Genomic DNA, 16,957 nt, shown 5'->3' on the forward strand with positions numbered 1-16,957 from the left:
GTGCCCCTCGCCGCCACCGGTGAGCTGCTGACCCGGGCCGCCGAGGCCCGGTCCGCCGTCGCCGCGTTCAACGTCATCACCCTGGAGCACGTGGAGGCCGTCGTCACCGGCGCCGAGGCGGCCGGTGCGCCCGTGGTCCTCCAAGTCAGCGAGAACGCCGTCAAGTTCCGCTACGGAAGGCTGCTCCCGCTCGCCCGCGCCGCCACCGCGGCCGCCGAACGTGCCGGCGTGCCGGTCGCGTTGCACCTCGACCACGCCCAGAGCGACGAGCTGCTCCGGCAGGCACCCGAGGCCGGCTTCAGCTCCGTGATGTACGACGCCTCCCGGCTGCCGTACGCCGAGAACCTCGCCGCGACCGCGGCGGCCGTCGACTGGGCGCACACCCAAGGTCTGTGGATCGAGGCCGAGTTGGGCGAGGTCGGCGGCAAGGACGGCCGCCCGCCGCAGGACGCCCATGCGCCCGGCGCACGCACCGATCCCGAGGAGGCACGGGCCTTCGTCGCCGGGACCGGGGTCGACGCGCTGGCCGTGGCGATCGGCAGCGCGCACGCCATGACCACCCGCACCGCGGCCCTCGACCACGACCTCCTCACACGCCTGTACGCCGCCGTGCCCGTCCCGCTCGTCCTGCACGGCTCCTCCGGAGTCCCGGACGACGGCCTGGTCGCCGCCGTCGCCGGCGGCATCGCCAAGGTCAACGTCGGCACGGCGCTCAACATGGCGATGACCACCGCGGTCCGCCGCTTCCTCGCGGACCACCCCGAGACGGTCGACTCCCGCAAGTACCTCAGCGTCGGCAGGGAGGCGATGGTCCGGGAGGTCACGAGGATCATCGGCGTCCTGCGGACTACCCGCGCTTGATGGCCTTCAGCACCACGAACTTCGGGTCGCTCGCCACCAGTTGGCTGTTGCCGAACAGCCGGCGCAGCTTCACGTGATAGCCCAGGTGCCGGTTGCCGACCACCCACAGCTCGCCGTCCGGCCGCAGCGCCCGCTTCGCCCCGGTGAACATCCGCCACGCCGTCGCGTCGGTGGTCGCCTGGTGGGAGTGGAACGGCGGGTTGTTCAGCACCACGTCCACGCTTCCGGCCGCGACCCCGGCCAGCCCGTCCCCGACCCGGAACTCGGCATGTCCGGGCACCCCGTTGGCCTTGTACGTGGCCTCCGCCGAGGCCACCGCCTGGAACGACTCGTCGACGAACAGCACCTCGGCCGTCGGATCGGCCAGCGCCACCGCCGTACCGACGACCCCGTTGCCGCACCCCAGATCCACGATCCGCCGGCCGCCCTCGGGCAGATGCCGCAGGAAGAACCGGGTACCGATGTCGAGCCGGTCGGCACAGAAGACGCCCGCGTGATTGACGACCGTACGCCCGGAGACCGCGCCGATGCCGTCCGGGAGCACGTAGCTGTACGGCCACGGGTTCGCCGGCCTTCGCAACGACGGGTCCGGGACGCAGTGGATCAGCCGGGCCTTCTGCTCGGCCGGCGAGGTGCGGGTCGGGCCGAGGATCCGCTCGAACAGCCGCAGCGTCGACGTATGGATCTCCTTCACCATGCCGGTGCCGATCACGACCGTGTCCTTGTGCACGGCGGGCGCCAGCCTGAGCAGCTGGTCCTCAAGGAGCGCCAGGCTCTTCGGCACCCGCACCAGCAGCACATCCACCCGCTCCGGCGGCGGATCCTGGGTGGTGAGCAGCTGTACCGCCCCCGTCTCGACACCCGCGCGCGCCAGGTTCGCCCGGGTCGCCTCCTGGCTCAGGTACGAGTCGGTGATCTGCGCCGGCCGGTACTCCGCCAGCGCCGTGACCAGTGCGCCCCACCGGTCGCCGAGGACCACGACCGTGCCGGACAGCCCGGTCCTTTCCTCGGCCAGATGCCTCAGCAGATACGCGTCGGAGGCGTCCCAGGCACGCAGCCGGTCGCTCGGATCCCGGGGGAAGCGGGACAGCTCGTACTCGCCCCACGCAGTCGTCATACGGTCGCTCATCGTGCGTCCAGGCTAGCGGAGCCGCAGCTCAGACCCGGTCGGGCAGGATGGGGGGCATGGAGGACGAGTTGTTCCCGAGGGCGTGCGCCCAGGTCGCGCCGGGCGCCGTGCACGTCCCCGACTGGCTGAGCGCGCCACGGCAGCGTGAGCTGCTGGACGCCTGCCGGGAGTGGGCCCGGCCGCCCGCCGGGCTGCGCACGGTCCGCACCCCGCAAGGCGGCACCATGACCGCCCGGCAGGTCTGCCTGGGCTGGCACTGGTACCCGTACGCCTACGCCCGCACGGTCGTCGACGGCGACCGCAGCCCCGTGAAGCCGTTCCCGGCCTGGCTCGACGAACTGGCCCGCCGTGCGGTGACCGACGCGCTGGGCCCACAGGCGGTCGGCGGATTGTCGTACGACATCGCGCTGATCAATTTCTACGACGCCGGCGCGAGGATGGGCATGCACCGGGACGCCGACGAGAAGTCGGACGCGCCGGTGGTGTCACTGAGCCTGGGGGACACCTGCGTGTTCCGCTTCGGGAACACGGAGACCAGGGCGAAGCCGTACACGGACGTGGAACTGCGGTCGGGCGACCTGTTCGTCTTCGGGGGCGAGAGCAGGCTGGCGTATCACGGGGTGCCAAGGGTGTACCCGGGCACGGGTCCGCGGGAGCTGGGCTTGACCGGCCGCTTGAACGTCACGCTTCGCACGAGCGGTTTGTGAAGCGCGCCCCGAAGGGGCGCGGGGCTGAATCGATGTGCGGCTCCGCCGCGTGGGCGCGACCAGCCACGACGGCGTCGTACCGTTCGCACGGCGCTCCCGGCTCAACCAGTCTACGGATCATGGCAGACTCGCTCTCATGAGCGGCAAGGCGGCCCCCCGCCCGACGGGGGAAGGGACCTCGAAGACGAGACTGGACCGAGGACGCGGCGCACTCGGCCCCGCACTGGAACTCGTGCACACCGGCCGCGCTCCCACCCGCGCCGTGCTCACCGCCGAACTCGGCGTCACCCGGGCCACCGCCGGCGCCGTCGCCGCCGAACTGGAGGCCCTCGGCCTGATCAGGGTCGACGCACACCCGGGCGCCGCGGCCGGTTCACAGGGCCGCCCCTCGCACCGCCTCGAGGTCGCCGAGCACGGCCCGGTCGCGCTCGCCGCACAGGTCCACGCCGACGGTTTCCGTGCCGCGCTGGTCGGCCTGGGCGGCCGTATCGTCGCCACCGCCCCAGGCTGCGAGACCGTCGACGCCGACCCGGCGAAGGTGCTCGGCTCGGTGGTGGAAGCGGGCGCCGACCTGCTGCGCACCACCGGCCTGCGCTGCGTCGGCGCCGGTCTCGCCGTGCCGTCCGCCGTCGCCGAACCGGAGGGCCTGGCCCTCAACCCCCTGCACCTGGCCTGGCCGGTGGGCGCGCCCGTCCGCCGGATCTTCGCGGAGTGCGTCCGCGCGGCCGGGATCACCCGCCCGGCCTTCGCGGGCAACGACGTGAACCTCGCCGCGCTCGCCGAGCACCGGCACGGGGCGGGCCGGGGCGCCCGCGATCTGCTGTGCGTGGCCACCGGGCACCGAGGGGTCGGTGGCGCGCTGGTCCTCGACGGCCGTCTGCACACGGGGAGTTCGGGACTGGCCCTGGAGGTCGGCCACCTCACCGTCAACCCCGAGGGCCGCCCCTGCCACTGCGGCAGCCGGGGCTGTCTGGACGTCGAGGCGGATCCGCTGGCGCTGCTCATCGAGGCGGGCCGCGACCCCGGCCCCGAGGTGTCGCTGCTCCGGCAGGCCGAGGACCTGGTCCGCGACCACTACGCCGACCCGACCGTGCGCCGGGCCGCCGAGGCCCTGATCGACCGCCTCGGCCTGGGCCTTGCCGGCCTGGTCAACATCCTGAACCCCGACCGCATCATCCTCGGCGGCCTGCACCGCACCCTGCTGGACGCCGACCCCGAGCGGCTGCGTGCCGTCGTCGCCGACCGCAGCCTGTGGGGCCAGAGCGGTGGCGTACCGATCCTGCCGTGCACGCTGAGCCACAACAGCCTGGTGGGAGCGGCTGAGTTGGCGTGGCAGCCGGTGCTGGACGATCCGCTCGGTGCGCTGCAGTGACGGTCCACCACTGAGAGGTGAGGCCGGCCCCGCGCTTCCGGACGGCCTACGAGCAGATCGCCTACCGGACCGCCGAACTCCCCGCGCACCAGGCCTGACGCCAGTCGACGGCGAAGGCCCGGGCCGGGTTCTCGGTGAGGATGCGTTCTACGTGCTCCGCATCCAGCTCCGCCGCCAGCCGCGGCCGCACCCGGCGCAGCAGATACGGCATCCCGGGTCCGCCGTCCACCGACCGGGCCCCCGCCACCACGGTGTCACCGCCGAGCAGCAGCCGGTCCCCGAAGCCGGCCTCGGCCAGAGCCCGGACGGCCTCCGGCATGCGCCAGTCGGTGGCGTGGTTCGCGCGGGACGGTCCGTCGAAGGCCAGCCAGCAGCCGGAGGCGGCGGCCTGACGCTGGACGACGGGGTCGGGGGAGCGGTTGAGGTGGCCGAGGATCACCCGGTCGCCGGGGACGCCCAACGCCCCGCACAGCAGGTCCAGTACGTCGAGCGCGCCGGTGCCCAGCTCCAGGTGCACGGCGACGGGCGCGCCCGTCGCGTGGTGGGCCTCGGCCGCCGCCGTCATCGTCCAGCGGGCGTGCGCGTCGAGGGCGTGGAAACCCCCCGCCACCTTGATCAGACCGGCGCGCACCCCGGATGTGCCGATGCCCTCGGTCAGCTCGGCGACGAAGACGTCGGCGAGCCTCCCGCCCAGCCCGTCGAGCAACTCCGGCGCGTAGTGCGCCGCTTGGTGCAGTCCCGTCGCGCAGACGAGATGCACCCCGGTGGCCCGGGACAGCAGGGGCAGGTCGGCGGCCCGCCGGCCCATCCCGTACGGCGTCCACTGCACCACGCTCGCCCCGCCCGCCGCGCGGAACGCCGACAGCTCCGCCCGTGCGGCGGTCGCGTCGTCCAGCTCCTGGCCCGGGAGTTGGGGACTGCGGAGGAAGACGTGGTCGTGCGCGTCGCACACGCCCAGGTCCTCGGGTCGCAGATCCCCGAGGACCGTACGGACGGTGCTCACCACTGCCGCCCGCGCGGCAGCCGGTCCCGGCCGGGCGCCGACATGTGCAGCACCTGGAACACGTCCCCCTCGGCCTTCGGGGCGTCATGTGCCCAGAGCGAGAAGTGGACCAGCTCCCAGCGGGCGGTGTCCACGGCGGCCGCCGCCAGTACGGCGCCGTCCTCGCCCGCGGCCCGCCGCGTCTCCCGCACCACGTCCGCCATCAGCCCGGACAGCTCGGACCCGTCCGGCACCGACTCCCGCCGCCGGACCGCGAAGGCCGCGCGTACGTCGGCCGCGCCCCCCTCCTCGTACGCCAGGCCCGACCACTGCCGTGCCTCGGGCCGCCCGAAGCCGTTCACAAGACCCTGGAAGGCGCCTCCCCACAGGAAGCGGTTCATGCCCTCCATGGTGTTCCAGAGGTAGAAGGGCGCGTACTGGTTGACGGGTGAGCCGTGGACCCCGCGCTCGCGGAGCAGATACGTCTTGAAGCCGAGTCCGTCCCAGTCGTCGAGCACATGCCCGACGCGGGCCACCCGGTCACGGATGATGCCTGTGTCGTAGTCGGCGGGCAGGGTCAGCTCGTACTGCAGGGCGTGCATGGCGGAAGTCCTTCCCTGGAAGTCCTCGAGGCCCCCGGGTGCCTCAGGCGGTGGGGTAGTCGGCGACGGACACGTGTGCGTCCCACTCCGTGGTGGTGCCGTCCTGCGCGGCCTCGACGATCGCGAGATGCGTCATGAAGGTGCGGGGCCCGGCGCCGTGCCAGTGCCATTCGCCCGGCTCGATCCACACCGTGTCCCCCGCGCGGATCGCCTCCGCCTCGCCGCCCCTGCGCTGCACCAGGCCCTCGCCGTCCAGGACGTGCAGTACCTGGCCGTACGGGTGCCGGTGCCAGGCAGTGTGGGCGCCGGGCGCGAAACGGACGTTGAACACGCGCAGCCGGGACGGGGCGGCGGGCGCGGCTATCTCGTCGAGCCACACCGAGCCGGTGAAGTTCTCCGCCGGGCCCTGCTGTGTGTCCTGGCGTCTTGTGGTGATGTGCATGTACGTCAGCTCCTCAGCAGCGACAGCAGTCCGCGCACGCCGGCGTCGAACGCGGCGGGCGAGCCGGAGGCACGGGCGAGGACGTACCCGCCCTGCACGGTCGCGAGGACCGTCGCGGCGATCTCCTCGCCGTCCACCTGGGGCCCGAACTGCCCCTGCTCCTTGCCCTCTTCGACGATCCCGGCGATCAGCTCCCGGATCCGGTCGAGCGTCTCGTCGACGGGCGCCCGCAGTTCGTCGCTCGCGATGATGTCCGGGTCCATGGTCAGCCGTCCGACCGGGCAGCCGCGCAGCACATCGCGCTCGCGCCGCAGGTACGCCTGGATCCGCTCGTACGGCGTGCCGGGCCCGGTGAGTACGCCCTCGGCGGTGGCCAGCAACTCCTCGGCGGTCCGCCGGATGGCGGCCAGGGCCAGGTCCTGCTTGCCCTTGAAGTGGTGGTACATGCTGCCCTGGCCGGCCCCGGCGCGCTCCAGGATCGCCTTCGGACTCGTGCCGACGTAACCGCGCTCCCACAACAGTTCACGGGTGGACTCGATCAACCGCTCCGACGTGCTCATGCGCCCACTGTACATACTAGTAGGTACAGAGCGTCAACCGTGTGGGGAGCAGACGCCCTTCGCCCGCGTACTCCCCGGGAGGTACGGCCACTGCCGCCGGTCGCACGACGACCCGGACCCCTCCCCGGAGCCAGTCTCTAGGCGTCAGACCAAAGCCTCTTTCGGCAAAGTTCGACAAGGGGTGACGACAAGGGAGTTGAAGCGAGATGGAGACCCTGGCGAACTGGGACGGCGGGCCCGGCCCGTGGATCCTGTTCTTCCCGCTGATCTGGGCGGCCGTCGTGATCGGCGTCGTCACCGTCCTGCGCCGCACCGCGTGGCGTGGGCGAGGTGGCCCCTGGCGCCCGATGGACGCAGGGCGCCCGGCCGGCGACTCGCCGCTGGCCGTCCTCGGCCGCCGCTTCGCCTCCGGCGAGATCGACGAGGACGAGTACTGGCGGCGGCTGTCCGTCCTGGAGGAGCAGTTCGGCCGTATCGGCAAGGGCGGTGCGGCATGACCACGGCGCCCACGACGCGGGCCGCGTCGTGGGCGCCGTGAGGGTGTGCGGCGGTGGCGACATCGCCGTACGCGCCCTGGACGTTGTGGTCGTCATGGTGTTGATGGGCGTGGCGGCGGGCGCCCTGGCGGGCCTGTGTCCGGCCCGCCGGGCCGGACTGCGGGGCCGGGCTGCGGGCCATCGCCTGGAGTAGCGCCTGAGGGGAAGACTCACCCTGAGGGGAAGACTCACCGCCCGCTCAACTGGCGACAGCCGAGCGGGCGGGAGCGTGTGCGGTGTCAGGGGCACCGGCGGTCGCGGGTACGGCAGCGGAGGGAGTGGCGGTCACGGGTGGGGGAGCAGGTGCGTCGGCGGCCATGTGGACTGCGACAGCGGAGACGCCGACGGTCGTATGCCCCGCAGCGGGCGCACCGGTGGCCGCCGGTCCTGCTGTGACGACCCGGCGGGGTGCCGACTCGGCGGTACGGTGCAGTGGGCGGTCCGCCTTCGGCGTGGCGGTCGGCGCGGGCAGGGTGAACCACACGACCTTGCCGTCGTCGTGCGGCCGTACCCCCCAGCTCTCGCTGACCGCGGCCACCATCGCCAGCCCCCGTCCGCAGGTGGCCATCGGCGCGATGTCCGTTCCGTCCTCGATCACCGGAAGGCGCGGATCGTGGTCACGGACCGACACCGTGAGCCGGTCGAGCTGAAGCTCGATCTCCACGGTGCAGTTCTTGTCGGGCTGGGCGTGCCGGTGGACGTTGGTCAGCAACTCGGTCACACCGAGCGCGGCCCGGTCTATCAGCGGGTCCAGATGCCAGTAGCGCAACTGTGCAGATACGATTCTGCGGATCTGGCCGATCCGCGAGGGCAGGGCTTGGAGCTCCACCGAGCAGTGTCTGCTTGGGTGTTCGATCACGACTGCGACTCCCCGACGTGAGGTCCGGAAGAACACGGAGAACGGATCCAGCAGGGCGCCGCCGTCCATGGGGCCGCCTGCTGTCGTGGCCGGCGGGCTGGTTCGCAGCGTTATCGCCGGTAAACCCAGAGTGACGTGAGACAAGCGTGACCCAGCGCGTAGGGTCCCGCAACTCGCCGTGGTTCAGTGGTCACGCCCGGCGGCCCGCCGGACCGCCTCGATGAAGCGGCGCGCCGCGGGCGGCCCGGGTTCGCCGGGCGCCGGATCGTGGTCGCCCAGGGTGAGTGAGTACCGCTGGCCGTTGAGGTCGGCCAGGGCCCGGTCCTCCGACGCGAACCACGGCTTGGAGGCCCGCACCGCCTGCACTGGCGCGCTGTCGATCTCGCTGCCGTAGCTGGTCAGCAGCTGCAGCCTGCCGTCGCTTATCCGGACCTGCCCGGCCCGGGTGAGCGAACGCAGCCGTTTGTCGATCCGCACGCCCTTCGCCGTGAACTCCGGCTCCGCCATCCTGCCCCGCCCCTTTTCGCGTGCATCGGTCACCGGCCTGGAAGCTCGTGGCCCCGGCCGGCGCGCTCCGGCTCGTGTCGTGATCCAGTGTGCGCCCCCGTTCGGGACGTTCGTCCCGTCCGGTGGCAGTCTGCCCGGCCTCGGCGACGAGCACCAGTGCGCACGGGCCGCCGGGCAGGGGGCGCCCGGAGCACTCGCCGCAATGCGCCCCCGAATGATTCGCGCCATTGTTCCCCAGGGCGCCTTTGAGGCGCTCAAAGATCCGTTTATGCAGGTGAGGAGCGGTGCGGAAGGTGTTTATGATCGGTGTGTCGGCCGCGCTCCGACGCCGTCGGCCCCAGCGTAAGGAGTCCCGCCGTGAGCACCACCACCCCGCAGATCCGCACCGGCGCCACCCTCGACGTCGACCACAGCGACACCGGGTACCGCGACTGGCTCAAAGAAGCCGTCCGCAAGGTCCAGGCGGACGCGAACCGCTCGGCGGACACCCACCTGCTGCGCTTCCCCCTGCCCGAGGTGTGGGGCATCGACCTCTACCTCAAGGACGAGTCGACCCATCCCACAGGAAGCCTCAAGCACCGGCTGGCCCGCTCGCTCTTCCTCTACGGACTGTGCAATGGCTGGATCCGGCCCGGCCGTCCCGTGATCGAGGCGTCCAGCGGCTCGACGGCCGTCTCGGAGGCGTACTTCGCCAAGCTGATCGGCGTGCCGTTCATCGCCGTCATGCCGCGCACGACCAGCTCCGAGAAGTGCAGGCTCATCGAATTCCACGGCGGCCAGTGCCACTTCGTGGACGACTCCCGGAAAATGTACGAGGAATCCGCGCGCCTCGCGGTGGAGACCGGCGGCCACTACATGGACCAGTTCACCTACGCCGAACGGGCCACGGACTGGCGCGGCAACAACAACATCGCCGAATCCATCTTCCGCCAGCTGGAGTTGGAGCGGTTCCCGGAGCCGGCGTGGATCGTGGCCACGGCGGGGACCGGCGGTACGTCCGCGACCCTGGCGCGCTATGTCCACTACACCCAGCGCGATACTCGGATCTGTGTCGCCGACCCGGAGAACTCCTGCTTCTTCGAGGGCTGGACCACCGGCGATCCGGACGTCACCTGCGACTGCGGGTCCCGGATCGAGGGCATCGGGCGGCCCCGGATGGAACCGAGCTTCGTGCCCGGGGCCATCGACCGGATGATGAAGGTGCCGGACGCGGCGAGCGTGGCGGCCGTGCGGGCACTGGAGCGGGCGATCGGGCGGAAGGCGGGCGGTTCCACCGGGACCGGGCTGTGGAGCGCGCTGAAGATCGTGTCCGAGATGGTGGCGGCGGGGCGTACGGGGAGCGTGGTGACGCTGCTGTGCGATCCGGGGGACCGGTATCTCGACAAGTACTACTCGGATTCGTGGCTGGAGGAGCAGGGGCTGGACATCGCACCGTACTCGGCGGCGATCGAGGCCCTGCTGGCGACCGGAGTCTGGCCGGGATAGGCGCGGGTGGTCTGCGGACCGTTGGGGGCGGCGTGCGGACCGCGGGCCGTTCGGGGGCGGTGCGGGGGGTCTGGGCTGTTCGGGTCGGCGGCGCGGGTGGTCTGCGGGCCGTTCGGGGGCGGTGCGGGGAGTGCGGGCTGTTCGGGTCGGTGGCGCGGGTGGTCTGCGGACCGTTGGGGGCGGCGTGCGGATCCCGGGCCGTTTCGGGGGCGGTGCGGGGGTCCTGGGCTGTTCGGGGTGGTGGCGCGGGTGGTCTGCGGACCGTTGGGGGCGGCGTGCGGACCGCGGGCCGTTCGGGGGCGGCGGTGCGGGGGGTCTGCGGGGTGTTCGGGGGTGCGAGTGGTCCGTGGCTGGGCACGCCCGCTCGGCGGAGCCGCACATCGACACGGTCCGCGCCCCTAGGCTCTGTCGGCCTGAAGGGACAGCCGCCGGTCCAAGGTCTTGACCGCCGTGCGGAACGCCCGGCCCATGCCCGGCGACGCCAGCCTGCTCACCGCCCGGAACAGCGCCGTACCGTCCAGTGCGAACGTCATCCGTACCCGCGTGCCGGTGCCGGACGGCACCAGGCGCCACTCCTCCACCCACGCCCTCGGACCTGGCACGTTCGTCATGTCCACCCGGTAGGTGTACACCTCGGGGGCCTTCGCCTTGAGCACTGTCTCCTCGAAGCGGACGCCGCCCCGGAGCCGTACCTCACGGCCGTCCGCCGTCGGCCGGGCCGACCGCACCGCCGAGAACCACTCCGACCATCCCGGCACGTCCTCCGCCAGGGCCCGGAAGACCGCCTCGGGCGCCGCCGTCATCTCCTGCCCGAACACGAGCCGTATGGGTGCGGTCTCGACGAAGCCGAGTCCCACCGGGCACAGTTGGTGAGCCACCGGGCCGACCTCCTCGTGAGACGCTGTCCCGAAAAGGTAGCTGACGGCCCGTCAGCTGTCTGCCCCTCGGTCGGTTTCGCCCGCCACCACCAGACGGCGCAGGTGCTCGGAGATCTCCGCGCGCGCCGCGGCCGGCAGCCCGGCGTCCGTGACCAGCGTGTCGACCTGTTCCAGCTTGGCGAACGAACTCAGGCCCACCGTGCCCCACTTGGTGTGGTCGGCGACCACCACGACCCGCCGGGCCGACTGCACCAGACGGCGGTTGGTCTCCGCCTCCGCGAGGTTCGGCGTGGAGAGTCCGGCCTCGACCGATATGCCGTGCACACCGAGGAACAGCAGGTCGAAGTGGAGCGCCCCGATCGCCTGGTCGGCCACCGGGCCGACGAGGGAGTCGGACGGGGTGCGCACTCCGCCGGTCAGCACGACGGTCGCCGCGCCCTGCCGCTGCCCGGAGACGCGCTGCGCCGCGTGAAAGACGTCCGCGACCCGCACCGAGTTCGTCACCACGGTCAGATCGGGGACCTCCAGAAGCTGATGGGCCAGCGCGTATGTCGTCGTACCGCCGGACAGGGCGATCGCCGTACCCGGCACGACCAGTTCGGCGGCGGCCCGGGCGATGTCCTCCTTGGCGGTCAGCTCCAACCCCGACTTGGCCTCGAAGCCCGGCTCGTGCGTGCTCGCCTCGACCACCGGCACCGCACCGCCGTGCACCTTCTCCAGCACGCCCTGCCGGGCCAGCGCGTCCAGGTCCCGGCGTACGGTCATGTCCGACACACCGAGCTTGCGGGTCAGCTCGTTGACCCGCACGCCACCCCGGCGCCGGACCTCGTCCAGGATCAGGGCGCGGCGCTGCTCCGCGAGGAGGTTCTGGTTCTCGCTCACGTACGCTCCGGTCCTCTCGCCTCAAGCCGTCCGACACGCCCTGCGTACCGGCTCCGACCAGGGCATTCCGCCCGGCTCCGGTGCGTGGGCGCCCCATCCTTTCACGGGACTACGCCGGTTGCGCCACCCCCTGTGGCGGTGCGCACATGTCATTCGGTCGGCACGTGTTCCCTCAGGTGTCACACACAACGGGGAGATTCCGTGACGAGTGGTGTGTGTCACACCGGAATCGGCGATCCTGAAACCCGCACGGACACAGACCATCGGCGCGTCACGGGGGAAGTGCGAGAAGAGTGGAACGCGCGCAGGAACGTACCGCGGGCGACCCCGCCGAGCGGTCCGCCGTACCGGAGATCGACCTGGAACTGCTGGTGCACGGCGTCGGCGGCACCACGCCCGGGAAGATGCTCGACGATCCGCGCACGGTGCGGATCACCGGCGACGACACGGCCGCCGTCTTCCGCCGCGCCGAGGACGTCGACGCGGAGTCCCGGCCCGGCGACTACCGGGACCGCCCGGTGCCCGAGGCGTACGTCTGGTGCAACCTCACCTCCGGCAACGCCTCCCGCGCCCTGTGGCTGCTGCTTCTGCCGTTCATGGTGGTCAACCTCGCCCACTGGATGCGCCCCGCCGCCCAGAACCGGCCGCGCACCGTGCGTTTCTACGGCCTGCTGGTCCGGCTCGTCGGGCTCACTCTGACGGTGCTGCTCGTCGCGGCCGCCTGCGAGGTCGCCCTCGACCTGGCCGCCTGGCAGTGCGCGGGCGTCACCGCCTGCGCCCGCCGGCACTCCTGGCTCGGTTTCCTCTCACCGGCCGGCTCCGACGGCGGCTGGTGGAGCGCCCCCGGCCGCCGCCTCGCCCTGGCCGCCCTGGTGCCCACCGCCCTGACCGGCCTGCTCTGGTATCTCTCGCACCGCACCTGGAGCGCCTACGAGTCCATCCGGCCGCTGGCCCACAACCCCGAGCCCGGCCACACCTCCCTCGGTAGCCCCGGCTTCTGGTACGGGCGCCGGCTGGTGGCCCGGCTGCGCGCCGCCCACACCGCGGCGGGCCTGCTCACCGTCGCCGCCGCGGTCCTCGCACCGGCGGCCTCCTTCGACCGCCGGGCCGGCGGACCCGCCGTACTCGACGCCGCCGGGTGGCTCCTGTTCGCCGCGTTGGCCGCCCTGGCGGTCGCCGCGGTGTGGGTGGTCTGCCGCCGGGGCCGCAGCGAGAACCTCCTCGACCAGGAACTCGACCGGCATCTGGTACGACGCCTGCCGCTCGGCGCCCTCACCCTGCTGGCGCTCGCCGTGCTGTACGCGGGCTGGTCCCGGCCGGGGTGGCGCTCCGTGGGGCGGCTCGCCGGGGACACCGCCTTCGGAGGCCTGGCCCTGGCCCAGGGCATGCTGGTGATCGTCCTCGGGGTCGTCGCCCACGAACTGCACCGCCGGCTCCCCGCTCCGCGTGCCGCGATGCGCGGTCTCGGCGGGCCCGCGGTCGCGCTGCTCGCCTGCGCGCTGGGCGGGGTGATCTCGGGCGGCGTCGCCCAGCGGGTCTCCGACTGGCTGGACGGCACCGGGACCTCCCTCGCCGGGCCGCCGGTACTGCTGACCTGGCAGGCCTCGGTGATCCCGCCCGTTCTCGTGGTGCTCCTCGCCGCGGTCGCCTGGCTCTCCTGGCGCACCTCGCGACTGGCCCACGCCGAACGCGCCGCCGTCGACCTCGACCACGCCGGCGAACCGGAGGACCTGGCACGTACCCGCCGTATCGCCGGGGTCCGCGCCATGGCCGCCCTCACCGACCGGACACCGCTCATCGTCACCGTGCTCTGCGCGACCACGCTGGTGCTGGGCGCCGGGGCGCTGGTGGGCGCGCTCGCCACCGGGAAGACACCGGACGCGGCCGCCGACCGGACCTACGCCCTGGTGCACGGCGCGGCCCAGGCCTCGCAGGCGCTCGGCTCCTGGTTGGTCGGGCTCGGCTTCATACTGTTCGTCACCTGGGGCCGGCGCGCCTACAAGGACGCCTCCGCCCGGCGCACCATCGGCATCCTCTGGGACGTGGGCACCTTCTGGCCGCGCGCCGCCCATCCCTTCGCCCCGCCCTGCTACGCCGAGCGCGCGGTCCCCGACCTGACCTGGCGCGTGGTCACCTGGACTGGCCGCACCGGCGGCCGGCTGGTCATCTCAGGCCACTCCCAGGGCAGCGTCCTCGCGGCAGCGGCGGCCTGGCAGCTCGCCCCGTCGGTGCGCAAGCGCGTCGCCCTGCTGACGTACGGCTCCCCGCTGGAGCGCCTGTACGGCCGCTGGTTCCCCGCCCACTTCGGCCCGGCCGAACTCGGCTCCCTGCACCGCGAGGTCGCCTGCTGGCGCAACCTCTACCGCCTCACCGACCCCATCGGCGGCCCCGTCCGCATCCCCGACGGCGACGGCCCGGAGGTCGACCACACCCCCCTGAAGGACCCCCTCGCCTACGGACGCACCCCTGAGCACCCGCTCCCCGCCCCGATCCTGGGCCACTCCGACTACCAGGCGGACCCGGTCTTCGCCGAGGAACGGGAACGGCTGCTGGCCCGGCTGCGCCCGGAGCTGCCCGGGCAGCGGCCGCAACCGGCGGGCTGATCAGGAGAGTTCGGGGAGGTCCTCCGCGTACAGCAGGGTGAGGTCGTCGGTGCTCGGGTCGGCTAGCTGGGCGACCCGGCTCGCGTGCCGCTCGACCATCGCCTCGAAAGTCTGCCGGGCGGTACGGCCGTTGCCGAACGCGGGGCCCTTGGGGAGCACCGTGAAGTACTCCCGCAGTGCCTCGGAGGCGCCCGGCGCCAGCCGGTACTCGTGCTCGTCGGCCTGCTGCTCCACGATCCGCAGCAGTTCGTCCGGGCCGTAGTCGCTGAAGGTGACGGTCCGGGAGAACCGGGACGCCACTCCGGGGTTGACCGAAAGGAAGCGCTCCATCTCCTCCGTGTAGCCCGCGACGATCACCACCACGTCGTCCCGGTGGTCCTCCATCAGCTTCACCAGCGTGTCGATGGCCTCCTTGCCGAAGTCCCGCCCGGCGTCCTGCGGCGACAGCGCGTACGCCTCGTCGATGAACAGCACACCGCCGTGCGCCCGTTGGAAGGCCTCCTGGGTGCGGATCGCCGTGGAGCCGATGTGCTCACCGACCAGGTCGACCCGGGACACCTCGACCAGATGGCCCTTCTCCAGCACCCCGAGGGAGGCGAGGATCTCGCCGTAGAGCCGGGCGACCGTCGTCTTGCCGGTGCCGGGGGAGCCCGTGAACACCAGGTGCCGCTTGACCGAGGCGGCCTTCAGACCGGCCTGCTGACGGCGCCGGCCGACCTCGATCATGTCGGTCAGCGCACGGACCTCGCGCTTGACGCTCTCCAGGCCGACCAGCGCGTCGAGTTCACCGAGCACGGCCTTGGAGGCGCGGGTCGGCTCCTGGGGTGCGGCGGGGGTGAGGAGCGGCTCCTGCTCGGTGCTGCGCTGGCCGGGAATCGCGCCCAGCAGGCCGGGGGTCTGGCGCGCGGTCTGTACGGCCGGCTCGTGCGCCGCGGGCGGCCGCAGGCTGCCGCTCTCGTCGCTGGTGCAGTCCTCCACCACCGGGCCGGTGCCCGAGCCCGCGTCCGGGCCACCGTCGGCGAACTCGTAACCTCCGCGCGCACACCGCTCCGTACGGCACTTGCGCAGCGTCGTACGGCAGCCGTCGATCACATGGAACCCGTAGCCGCCACTGCCGGTGACCCGGCAGCCCTCGAAGGTGCCGCGGCCGCCCGCCGACACGTAGAAGCCCGCCTCGGCCGGGGAGTCCACCGTGCAGCGCTCGATGGTGGGGTCGGCGCCCTTGGTGACGATCACTCCGGTCTGGGTGCCGTCCACCGTGCAGTTGTTGAGGGTGCCGCCGCTGCCGTGGTCACGGAACCAGGCACCGGTGGCCGCGTCCCGGATCCGGCAGTCGTCCAGCTGCGCGGTCGCCCCGTCGCTCACCGACACCGCCGTGTTGCGCACCTGGGAGAGGTCGCTGTCGACGACGTCCGCGCGGGAGCCGCGGTCCAGTACGAACAGCGCGTCCGGCACGTCGTGCACCCGGCAGGAGTCCAGGACGGCGGTGGCACCGTCGCTCACCCACACCGCCGGATAGTCACCCGTGCTGTCGAAGATCTCGCACTGGTTGGCGTCCACGCGGGTGCCCGGGTCCCACACCGACAGCCCGTTGCGACCGAACTGACGCACGGTCGTCCGCGTCAGCGTCAGCACCGAGCGCGAGCGCAGGTCGACCGCGTTCTCCGGGATGTCGTGGATGCGGCAGTCGGCGAGGGTGAGCACCGCGTCGGTGTCGAGCGTCACGCCGTCGGCGGTGGTGCGGTGCACATCGCAGTCGGTGAGGTGCGCCGTGGCCCGTGCGGTGACCTGCACACCGGAGCCGCGCACCTCGTAGATCTCACAACCCACGGCCTCCAGCGCGGAGTTCTCGCCGGTCGCCGTCATCCCCGTGCCCGAGGCGTGGTGGATCCGGCAGCGCTCCAGCCGCGGACGGCCGCCGCCGCGCACCGCCACCCCCGCCTGACCGGCCGCCACGACCTCGCACTCCTCGAACACCCCACCGCCGCCGTCGAGTACGGCGATGCCGATGCCGGCCGGGTTGTCCACGGTGCACCGCCGCACGGTCGGCCGCGCTCCGCCGCGCACCTCGATGCCGGCGGCGGAGCGGGTGACGATCCGCACGTCCAGCAGTTCCGGCGCGCCCTCCTCGACGAGCAGCGCGGGCGCGGCCGCGTCCTGGCCCTCGACATGCAGGTCCTGTACGACCGCCGAGGCCCGCACCGTCAACGGCACCCCGTCCGCGGGCGCGATGCGCACCGAGCCGGGCGAGCCCTCCGGGCCGCGCAGCGTCACCGCGCGCTGGACGACGAGGTTCTCCCGGTAGGTGCCGGGCGCGACCGTCAGGACGTCGCCGTCGGCGGCGGCCTCCAGGGCGGCGGCGAGCGACGCGTACTCACCCGTGCGGCGCCGCCACCTCGATGTGCCGGTGTGCGTCACCTGGACCGTGCCCTGTGCCATGGCGTTGCTGAGCCCCCACCTCGTCGTACAGATCGCTTGCTCGCCATGGGGGCCACCTCGGAGGGTGTCCGGCCCCTGCGGTCCGCTCGCGCGCGGGTCGATACCGAATGCGC

17 protein-coding genes are annotated in these 16,957 nt (G+C 72.9%); 7 read left to right on the plus strand and 10 right to left on the minus strand.

Annotated features, from left to right (window positions below; all coding sequences use genetic code 11):
• Entirely contained in the window at positions 1 to 861 is an 861-nt protein-coding gene (locus ABTY98_RS23255; RefSeq protein ID WP_352222935.1) for a class II fructose-bisphosphate aldolase, read from the plus strand.
• On the opposite strand, the gene ABTY98_RS23260 is transcribed toward ABTY98_RS23255, so the two are convergent.
• Positions 848 to 1,978 carry a methyltransferase gene (locus ABTY98_RS23260; protein WP_352222861.1) on the minus strand — a complete coding sequence of 377 codons (1,131 nt, stop codon included), beginning with the start codon at positions 1,976 to 1,978 and terminating at the stop codon, positions 848 to 850. The two genes, ABTY98_RS23255 and ABTY98_RS23260, sit on opposite strands and share 14 nt — an antisense overlap.
• Positions 1,979 to 2,046: 68 nt before the next feature.
• On the opposite strand from ABTY98_RS23260, the gene ABTY98_RS23265 reads away from it, so the two are divergent.
• Both ABTY98_RS23265 and ABTY98_RS23270 read left to right on the plus strand, forming a co-directional pair.
• On the plus strand, positions 2,047 to 2,697 hold the full coding sequence (locus tag ABTY98_RS23265; protein WP_352222862.1) for an alpha-ketoglutarate-dependent dioxygenase AlkB family protein: 651 nt from the start codon (positions 2,047 to 2,049) through the stop codon (positions 2,695 to 2,697).
• 136 nt (positions 2,698 to 2,833) lie between these two features.
• The gene (locus ABTY98_RS23270) at positions 2,834 to 4,069 is read left to right on the plus strand and encodes an ROK family protein (RefSeq protein WP_352222863.1); all 1,236 of its coding nucleotides are present in this window, start codon (positions 2,834 to 2,836) and stop codon (positions 4,067 to 4,069) included.
• Between the two features lie 61 nt (positions 4,070 to 4,130).
• Here ABTY98_RS23270 and ABTY98_RS23275 read toward each other — a convergent pair whose 3' ends face one another.
• Genes ABTY98_RS23275 through ABTY98_RS23290 form a run of 4 tightly spaced genes read right to left on the minus strand, consistent with a single transcriptional unit; the run spans position 4,131 to position 6,655 of the window.
• On the minus strand, positions 4,131 to 5,072 hold the full coding sequence (locus ABTY98_RS23275) for a phosphotriesterase family protein (RefSeq protein ID WP_352222864.1): 942 nt from the start codon (positions 5,070 to 5,072) through the stop codon (positions 4,131 to 4,133).
• Positions 5,069 to 5,653, minus strand: a complete 585-nt coding sequence (locus ABTY98_RS23280; RefSeq protein ID WP_352222865.1) for a DUF4865 family protein — start codon at positions 5,651 to 5,653, stop codon at positions 5,069 to 5,071. Before ABTY98_RS23280 ends, ABTY98_RS23275 begins: the two co-directional genes overlap by 4 nt.
• 43 nt (positions 5,654 to 5,696) lie before the next feature.
• Positions 5,697 to 6,095: a (R)-mandelonitrile lyase gene (locus tag ABTY98_RS23285; RefSeq protein ID WP_352222866.1), complete on the minus strand. Its 399-nt coding sequence runs from the start codon at positions 6,093 to 6,095 to the stop codon at positions 5,697 to 5,699.
• A 5-nt stretch (positions 6,096 to 6,100) separates the two neighbouring features.
• The gene (locus tag ABTY98_RS23290; RefSeq protein ID WP_352222867.1) at positions 6,101 to 6,655 is read right to left on the minus strand and encodes a TetR/AcrR family transcriptional regulator; all 555 of its coding nucleotides are present in this window, start codon (positions 6,653 to 6,655) and stop codon (positions 6,101 to 6,103) included.
• A 206-nt stretch (positions 6,656 to 6,861) separates the two neighbouring features.
• Here ABTY98_RS23290 and ABTY98_RS23295 point away from each other — a divergent pair, with 206 nt between their 5' ends.
• Positions 6,862 to 7,152 carry an SHOCT domain-containing protein gene (locus ABTY98_RS23295; RefSeq protein ID WP_352222868.1) on the plus strand — a complete coding sequence of 97 codons (291 nt, stop codon included), beginning with the start codon at positions 6,862 to 6,864 and terminating at the stop codon, positions 7,150 to 7,152.
• Positions 7,142 to 7,345 (plus strand): hypothetical protein, encoded by a 204-nt coding sequence (locus tag ABTY98_RS23300; RefSeq protein WP_352222869.1) that lies wholly within the window; start codon positions 7,142 to 7,144, stop codon positions 7,343 to 7,345. Before ABTY98_RS23295 ends, ABTY98_RS23300 begins: the two co-directional genes overlap by 11 nt.
• Before the next feature lie 45 nt (positions 7,346 to 7,390).
• On the opposite strand, the gene ABTY98_RS42385 is transcribed toward ABTY98_RS23300, so the two are convergent.
• Together ABTY98_RS42385 and ABTY98_RS23310 are read right to left on the minus strand one after the other, a co-directional pair.
• A complete protein-coding gene (locus ABTY98_RS42385) occupies positions 7,391 to 8,050 on the minus strand; it encodes an ATP-binding protein (protein WP_502994321.1) in 660 nt (219 codons plus the stop codon).
• 183 nt (positions 8,051 to 8,233) lie between these two features.
• On the minus strand, positions 8,234 to 8,557 hold the full coding sequence (locus ABTY98_RS23310) for a hypothetical protein (protein WP_352222870.1): 324 nt from the start codon (positions 8,555 to 8,557) through the stop codon (positions 8,234 to 8,236).
• A gap of 357 nt (positions 8,558 to 8,914) precedes the next feature.
• Between ABTY98_RS23310 and ABTY98_RS23315 the strand changes: the two genes are divergently transcribed.
• The gene (locus ABTY98_RS23315) at positions 8,915 to 10,042 is read left to right on the plus strand and encodes a PLP-dependent cysteine synthase family protein (RefSeq protein WP_352222871.1); all 1,128 of its coding nucleotides are present in this window, start codon (positions 8,915 to 8,917) and stop codon (positions 10,040 to 10,042) included.
• Between the two features lie 398 nt (positions 10,043 to 10,440).
• On the opposite strand, the gene ABTY98_RS23320 is transcribed toward ABTY98_RS23315, so the two are convergent.
• Both ABTY98_RS23320 and ABTY98_RS23325 read right to left on the minus strand, forming a co-directional pair.
• The gene (locus tag ABTY98_RS23320) at positions 10,441 to 10,920 is read right to left on the minus strand and encodes an SRPBCC family protein (protein ID WP_352222873.1); all 480 of its coding nucleotides are present in this window, start codon (positions 10,918 to 10,920) and stop codon (positions 10,441 to 10,443) included.
• 51 nt (positions 10,921 to 10,971) lie between these two features.
• Positions 10,972 to 11,802, minus strand: a complete 831-nt coding sequence (locus tag ABTY98_RS23325) for a DeoR/GlpR family DNA-binding transcription regulator (RefSeq protein ID WP_352222874.1) — start codon at positions 11,800 to 11,802, stop codon at positions 10,972 to 10,974.
• Between the two features lie 293 nt (positions 11,803 to 12,095).
• Between ABTY98_RS23325 and ABTY98_RS23330 the strand changes: the two genes are divergently transcribed.
• The gene (locus ABTY98_RS23330; RefSeq protein WP_502994322.1) at positions 12,096 to 14,405 is read left to right on the plus strand and encodes a hypothetical protein; all 2,310 of its coding nucleotides are present in this window, start codon (positions 12,096 to 12,098) and stop codon (positions 14,403 to 14,405) included.
• On the opposite strand, the gene ABTY98_RS23335 is transcribed toward ABTY98_RS23330, so the two are convergent.
• Entirely contained in the window at positions 14,406 to 16,844 is a 2,439-nt protein-coding gene (locus tag ABTY98_RS23335; protein ID WP_352222875.1) for a right-handed parallel beta-helix repeat-containing protein, read from the minus strand.
• Between the last annotated feature and the right edge of the window lie 113 nt (positions 16,845 to 16,957).

The sequence above is a fragment of the Streptomyces sp. NPDC096040 genome, assembly GCF_040303265.1.
In the GTDB taxonomy this organism is placed as follows: domain Bacteria; phylum Actinomycetota; class Actinomycetes; order Streptomycetales; family Streptomycetaceae; genus Streptomyces.